The 7,009-nt window shown below is 68.1% G+C and carries 5 protein-coding genes; all 5 read left to right on the top strand.

Annotation, left to right across the window (positions count from 1 at the left end):
* Nucleotides 1–615, top strand: a 615-nt coding sequence (locus ABTU92_RS28380; protein WP_408094925.1) for a helicase-related protein, incomplete at its 5' end; no start/stop codon positions are given.
* Between the two features lie 10 nt (nt 616–625).
* On the top strand, nt 626–1,762 hold the full coding sequence (locus ABTU92_RS28375; RefSeq protein ID WP_408094924.1) for a hypothetical protein: 1,137 nt from the start codon (nt 626–628) through the stop codon (nt 1,760–1,762).
* A gap of 415 nt (nt 1,763–2,177) precedes the next feature.
* Entirely contained in the window at nt 2,178–3,311 is a 1,134-nt protein-coding gene (locus ABTU92_RS28370) for an efflux RND transporter periplasmic adaptor subunit (protein ID WP_408094927.1), read from the top strand.
* A gap of 30 nt (nt 3,312–3,341) precedes the next feature.
* Nucleotides 3,342–6,482 carry a multidrug efflux RND transporter permease subunit gene (locus tag ABTU92_RS28365; protein ID WP_408094923.1) on the top strand — a complete coding sequence of 1,047 codons (3,141 nt, stop codon included), beginning with the start codon at nt 3,342–3,344 and terminating at the stop codon, nt 6,480–6,482.
* 375 nt (nt 6,483–6,857) lie between these two features.
* Nucleotides 6,858–7,009, top strand: a 152-nt coding sequence (locus ABTU92_RS28360; protein ID WP_408094926.1) for a PAS domain S-box protein, incomplete at its 3' end; no start/stop codon positions are given.

The following is a 7,009-nucleotide window of genomic DNA, read 5'->3' as shown; positions in this document are numbered from 1 at the left end:
CGCTTCGCCGCGCTCGGCAAAGGGGCCAAGGAGGCGGCGCTGGTCGACCTGCTGCGCAGAAATCCGGCCGAGAAGACGCTGGTGTTCGTTCATTCCCGCGAGACTCTCGCCCGCCTCGCCGCGCTGCTCACGGAGGCTGGCCTCGCCTTCGCTGCTTTCCGCGACGCCGCGCCGGTGCTGCTGTGCACCGAGTCGGGCGGTGAGGGCCGCAACATCCAGTTCTGCAACACCCTGATCAATTTCGACGTGCCGTGGAACCCGATGGCGATCGAGCAGCGCATCGGCCGCATCGACCGCATCGGCCAGAGCAGGGAGGTGTTCGTCTTCAACCTGGTGACCCGCGGCACGCTGGAGGAGCAGGTGCTCGCCCTGTTGGAAGAGAAGATCGCCATGTTCGAGCTGGTGGTCGGCGAGGTCGGGGCGATCCTCGGCGACCTCGACGGCGAGCGCGATTTCCCGGACCTCGTGCTCGACGCCTGGCTCGAGACCACCGACGCGGCGCGCTCCGCCGCCTTCGACGCTCTCGGCGAGCGCCTCGGCGAGGCGCGCCGGCAGCACGAGGACGCCAAGGCGCTCGACGAGGCGCTGTTCGGCGAAGACTTCGAGACGGCGTAGGGGCGGCGGCATGGGCGCGTTGCGCGAGTTCGTGGCCGAGGTGCTGGAGATCGAAGGCGCCGCCGTCGAGCCGATCGAGCCCGACGGGCTCGAGGTGCTGGCTCCGGATCCGGTGCGCGCAGTGATGGGCTGGCCGGAGCTGGCCCGGCTCGGCTTCGGCGTCGAGATGCCGGCGGGGGCGCTGCCGGTCGGTCTCGACGGCGACTGGCTCGACCGCTTCGGCGGCCTCCTCGGCGAGCGCGGGCGGTGGGCCGAGCGGCAGCTCGACGTGCCGCTCCCGCCGGTCGGCGACCCGACCCGCATCCTCGACAAGGCGCTCGATCTTCCCAACGCGGTCTGGCGCCTGCATGGCGTCACCGAGGGATGGGCGCGCTGCCTGCTGCTCGCGTTCCGCTACACCGCCGTTTCGGACGAGAAGCGCGAGGGGTTGGTGTGGCTCGCCTTCAACGAGGGGACCGGAGCGGCCATCGACGACATCGGCAAGCGCCTGCGTCATCTCCTGGCGGCCGACGCGGACTGGCAGGCGCCGATCGCGGACGTCCGCCGCGCCGCCGGCTGTGGCTCGGACCCGGCGGCGCTCGCGGCGCGACTTCCGCCGCTGCTCGATCTCCGGGTCCGGCGGGAGCTCGAGCCGTTCCTGCGCGCCATGCGACGGCGGTTCGAACGCGACCGCGGCCGCGTTCACGCCTATCACGACGACCTGCGCACTGCGTCGGTCCGCAAGCTCGCCGCCCTCTCGGCCGCGACGGGCGAGAAGGCCGAGGCCGACCGCAATCGCGAGACGCAGCGCATCGCCGCCGTCGCGCGGGAATACGCCGCGAAGCTCGACGATCTGCGTCACAACTTCGCGCTGCGGGTGACGGTCGACTGGGTACAGGGGCTCGCCGTGTATGCGCCGGTGCGGCATTTCGAGGTGGTGATCAAGCGCCGCAAGAGCGAGCGGCGCCTCCGGCTCGACTGGCATGCAACTGCCCGCGCCGCCGAGGTGCCGCCGTGCGACTGGGGCGCCGGCCTCGAGCGCGCGCGTCTCGTCTGCGACGAGGCGCTGCATCTCACCGAGCCGACCGGCCAGGCGCCCTGTCCGTCGTGTGGCAAGCCGTGGTGCCGCGCCTGTCATGATGCATGTCCGCGCTGCGGAACTCACTGACCCCGCAGTGGTCGATGAAGGCAACGGTTCGCCGCCGAACAGGGCCGCCGTGACCGTGCGGCGGAAGGATCAATTGCACTTGAGCAAACGGCGTTAGACTGCGCCGCTCCGATTATATCTTGTTAAATTGCCCGAAACATTCTTGCACGGCGGGTGCATCAGGGTGCGACATCATGCGCCTGCCGGCGCGGCCGGCGAATGATCCGTCGCCACCCGACAAGCGTTCTACTAATAAACCTGCTAAAGATGCACATATGCGCGACTAATCCGTTCAGACGATCCACGAATCGCCGGGGCCTTCGTCCGGTCCGGGCGGCTGCGATTTGGAACATTTGATCCGATGCCTGTTCTTTTCGAGATTGCGTCTGTGACTAAACGTTTTCCGGCCGGTTTGACCGGTGTCATCATTGTCGTCATGGTCGGCGCATTGCTTGCTGCCTGCGGTGACCAGAACCCTGGACCGGCCCTGGTGACGAACAACCCGCCCCAAGTCGGCGTCTTCAAGGTCGAGGTCGCTTCGGTGACGCTCACCAAGGAACTGCCGGGCCGTATCACGCCGATGCGGATCGCGGAGGTGCGGCCCCGCGTCAGCGGCATCGTGGTTGAGCGCAGCTTCCAGCAAGGGAGTCTGGTCGAGGCCGGCGCCGTGCTCTACCGGATCGATCCCGCTCCGTTTCAAATCGAGCTCGACAGGGCGCGCGCGGCGCTCGCCAAGGCGGAGGCGGTGCTCTACCAGGCCTCACGCCAGGAGGACCGGCTGCGCACGCTTCTGCCTGCTCAGGCCACCAGCCAGGCGCAATACGAGCTCGCGGTCGCCGCCGAGCGTCAGGCCGAGGCCGAGGTGGCGGCCCAAAAGGCCGCCGTCGGCCAAGCTCAGCTCAACATCGACTGGGCGACCGTGAGAGCACCGATCAGCGGCCGTATCGGACGGGCGCTGGTGACCGAGGGCGCACTGGTCAACCCGAACGAGACGACGCATCTCGCCACCATACAGCAACTCGACCCGATCTATGCCGACTTCACCCAGTCGGTCGGCGAGCTCAACCAGCTCAAGCGCGACCTTGCCGAGGGGCGCCTCAAGAGCGTGTCGCCGGAAGCGGCGCGGGTCCGGCTGCTGCTCGACGACGGCACGACCTACAGGTTTCCGGGTCGCCTCCTGTTCTCGGACGTCAGCGTCGATCCCGGCACCGCCAAGGTGACACTGCGCGGCGAGTTCCCCAACCCGGAGGCCGACCTGCTTCCCGGCATGTATGTGCGGGTGCAGATCGAGGAGGCGATCGACACCGACGGGATCGTGATCCCGGCCCAGGCCGTGCAGCGCACGACGGCGGGCGGCAGCGCCGTGTTCGTCGTCAACGACGACGGACGCGCGACGCTGCAGCCGGTGCGGGCGGGACGCACGCTGGACGCCGGCATGCTTATCGAGGACGGGCTGAAGCCGGGCTGGCGGATCGTCGTCGACGGCTTCCAGAAGTTCGCGCCAGGAGATTCCGTCACGCCGGTGCCGTGGCGGAGCCCCGGCCCCGACACGCCGGCCGCTTCCAACTGATCGCCTCGCCCGTCGCCGGAGACCGTCCCGATGTCGCGCTTCTTCATCGCCCGCCCGATCTTCGCCTGGGTGGTGGCGATTTTCATCTGCCTTGCCGGCGTGCTGGCGATCCCGTTCCTGCCAATCGCGCAGTATCCGGTCATCGCGCCGCCCTCGATCTCGATTTCTACGATCTATCCAGGTGCATCAACCCAGAACCTCTATTTCGGCGTGACGCGCCTGATCGAGGAGGAGCTCAACGGCGCCGCCGGCATCCTCAGCTACGAGTCGACCAGCGACACCACCGGCGAGGTGGAGATCATCGCGTCGTTCAAGCCCGGCACCGTCATCGCCCAGGCGTCGGTCGACGTCCAGAATCGCATCAAGCGGATCGAGCCGCGGCTGCCCGAGGCGGTGCGCCAGCAGGGCATCGTCATCACCGAGGCGAGCAGCGCCATCCTGCAGTTCGTCACCCTGACCTCGACCGACGGCAGCCTCGACGAGATCGGCCTCGGTGACGTGGCCACCCGCTACGTGCTGCCGGAGCTGCGCCGGTTGTCCGGCGTTGGCCGCGTGCGGCTGTTCTCGACCGAGCGGGCGATGCGCATCTGGCTCGATCCCGACAAGCTGCTCGGGCTCGGCCTGACCGCCGAGGACGTCGACAAGGCGATCGCGGCGCAGAACGCACAGGTCGCCTCGGGTCTGCTCGGCGTCCAGCCGTCGCCGACCCGCCAGCGCCTGCAGAACATGGTGCTGGTCAAGGGCCAGCTCGAATCGCCGGATGAGTTCGGCGAGATCGTGCTGAAGGCCAATCCGAACGGATCGACCGTGCGGCTCGCCGACGTCGCTCGCATCGAGGTCGGCGGCCTGTCCTACGCCTTCTCGACTCGGCTCGACGGGCGGCCGGCGGCCGCCGTGGCGGTGCAGCTGGCGCCCACCGGCAACGCGCTGGCCACCGCCGAGGCGGTCAAGGCCCGGATGGCGGAGCTCGCCGCATTCTTCCCGCCGGGCGTCAAGCACGAGGTGTCCTACGACGTCACGCCGGTGATCGCCGCCTCGGTTAAGAAGGTGCTGCTGACCCTCGCCGAGGCCGTGCTGTTGGTGTTCCTGGTGATGTTCCTATTCCTGCAGAACATCCGCTACACGATCATCCCCACCATCGTGGTGCCGATCGCGCTGCTCGGCACTTGCGCCGTGCTGCTCGGGCTCGGCTATTCGATCAACGTGCTCACCATGTTCGGCATGGTGCTGGCGATCGGCATCCTGGTCGACGACGCCATCGTGGTGGTGGAGAACGTCGAGCGGATCATGGCCGAGGAGGGCCTGCCGCCCCGCGCCGCGACCGAGAAGGCGATGGAGCAGATCACCGGCGCCGTGATCGGCATCACGCTGGTGCTGATGGCCGTGTTCGTGCCGATGGCGTTCTTCCCCGGCTCTGTCGGCATCATGTATCAGCAGTTCTCGGCCGCCATGGTGGTGTCGATCGGCTTCTCGGCGTTCCTGGCGCTGTCGCTGACGCCGGCGCTCTGCGCCACCCTGCTGAAGCCGGTGGAGAAGGGCCACGGCCACGCCACGCGCGGGGTCTTCGGCTGGTTCAATCGCCGTCTCGATCGGGTGACCCGGAGCTACGGCGCGGCGACGCGCTGGATGGTGGCGCGCGGCGGGCGCTTCATGCTGGTCTATGTCGCGCTTCTCGCCGGCCTCGGCTATGCGTTCTGGCGGCTGCCCGGCGGTTTCGTGCCCGTGGACGACCAGGGCTTCGTGATGGTCGACGTGCTGGCGCCCGCCGACGCCAGCGCTAACCGCACGCTCGACGTGGTGCGCAGCGTCGAGAAGACGCTGGCGGCTACGCCCGGCGTCGACAAGGTCACGTTCGTCACCGGCTTCAGCTTCTTCGGCCAGGGCGCCAACACGGCGCAGGCTTTCGTGACCCTAAAGGACTGGTCCGAGCGCGGCCCGGACGAAAGCGCGGCGGCGCTGATCGCCCGCCTGAACCCGGAGCTCGCCAGGATCCGCGATGCCGAGGTGTCGGTGCTCGCGCCGCCGCCGGTGGCAAATCTGGGCACCACCAGCGGCTTCAGCTTCCGCCTGCAGGACCGCTCGCAGCGTGGTTACGAGGCGCTGATGGCGGCCAAGGACGCACTGCTCGCGGCGGCGAAGCGCTCGCCGGTGCTCGGCGAGCTGGTGGTGGAGGGGCTTCCGCCCGCCCCGCAGGTGCGCCTCGACATCGATCGACGCAAGGCGGCGGCACTCGGCGTCACCTTCGCCGACATCAATGCCGCCCTCTCGACCAATCTCGGCTCGAGCTACATAAACGACTTCCTCAACCGCGGCCGCATGCAGCGGGTGATCGTGCAGGCAGGCGAAGAGAAGCGCCTGCTACCAGAGGATCTGCTGACCTACAGTGTCCGCAATGCGGCGGGCGAGATGGTGCCGTTCTCGTCGTTCGCCCGCGTCGCGTGGGTTGTCGGCCCGACCCAGGTTGTCGGCTTCGATGGCTATCCGGCGGTGCGGATCACCGGCAGCCCGGCGCCCGGCTACACGTCCGGCGACGCCATCGCCGAGATGGAGCGGCTGATGCGCACCCTGCCGGGCGGGTTCGGCTATGCGTGGACGGGCCAATCACTTCAGGAAAAGCTCGCCGGCTCGCAGGCCGGCTTCCTGCTCGGGCTGTCGATCCTGTTCGTGTTCCTGTGCCTCGCGGCACTCTACGAGAGCTGGTCGATCCCGTTCGCCGTGATGCTCGCGGTTCCGCTCGGCTTGGTCGGCTCGGTCGCCGCGGCGTGGCTGCGCGGGCTGCCGAACGATGTCTATTTCACTGTGGGGATCGTCACCATCATCGGCCTGTCGGCCAAGAACGCGATCCTGATCATCGAGTTCGCCAAGGATCTTCGGGCCCGTGGCACGCCGCTGGTCGAGGCGACCATCATGGCGGCCGAGCTGCGCTTCCGGCCGATCGTCATGACCTCGCTTGCCTTCATCCTCGGCGTGGTGCCGCTGGTGATCGCCTCGGGTGCGAGTGCGGCGAGCCAGCAGGCGCTCGGCACCGGGGTCCTCGGCGGCATGATCACCGCCACGGTGTTGGCGGTCTTCTGGGTGCCAGTGTTCTTCGTCGTGGTGATGCGGTTCTTCACACCGCAGGCATCGGGTACTCCGTCGAGCCAAGAAACTGCTCCGGCATCCGCAAGCTGAGCCGACCACGGCGCCGGCACCGGCTTGGCTTTCTCAACTGCCGCAACGCTTATCACACCGGCCGTGACAATCGCGTCCAGCATGATGGCGTAGCAAAGCTACGCGACTTCCAGAGTGCGAGTGAGATTGCAGATCGAGGGCACACGGATCAGGCCGGCGGGCATGGCCGCTTCGGACCGGGACAGGTCGGCTAGACGCTCTTGGAAGAACTTGCGCACGACCGCGGCCATGCCGAAGAGGAGGCGTACGAGGCAGTTGTAAGCAGAAAGCACGCGCGCGTTGGCGCGCGAACGTCGGCCAAAGATCACAGACTCGTGTTTCGCCGGGCGGCCGGCAGTGCCGGTAGGCTCGCACCATAGCAGGAGAGAGCCGCCGATGATCAGCGACGACCAACTGCGCCTGCTGTTTGAGTCAGCGCCGAATGGCATGATCGTCACGGATCAGGCCGGGCGCGTCATGTTCGTCAACGCACACGTCGAGCAGCTCTTCGGCTATTCCCGCGACGAATTAGAGCGTTTTTCGTTGGG

Origin of the sequence: Rhodoplanes sp. SY1 (assembly GCF_046000175.1) — a bacterium.
Taxonomy (GTDB): Bacteria; Pseudomonadota; Alphaproteobacteria; order Rhizobiales; family Xanthobacteraceae; genus Rhodoplanes.
The sequence above is the reverse complement of the archived record's forward strand: the minus strand, read 5'-3'. Positions and strand labels throughout refer to the sequence as shown.

What these genes read in the sequence shown, in the direction of transcription:
- ABTU92_RS28375 (WP_408094924.1), top strand. Translation starts at nt 626, where the DNA reads ATGGGCGCGTTGCGCGAGTTCGTGGCCGAGGTGCTGGAGATCGAAGGC.
- ABTU92_RS28370 (WP_408094927.1), top strand. Translation starts at nt 2,178, where the DNA reads ATGGTCGGCGCATTGCTTGCTGCCTGCGGTGACCAGAACCCTGGACCG.
- ABTU92_RS28365 (WP_408094923.1), top strand. Translation starts at nt 3,342, where the DNA reads ATGTCGCGCTTCTTCATCGCCCGCCCGATCTTCGCCTGGGTGGTGGCG.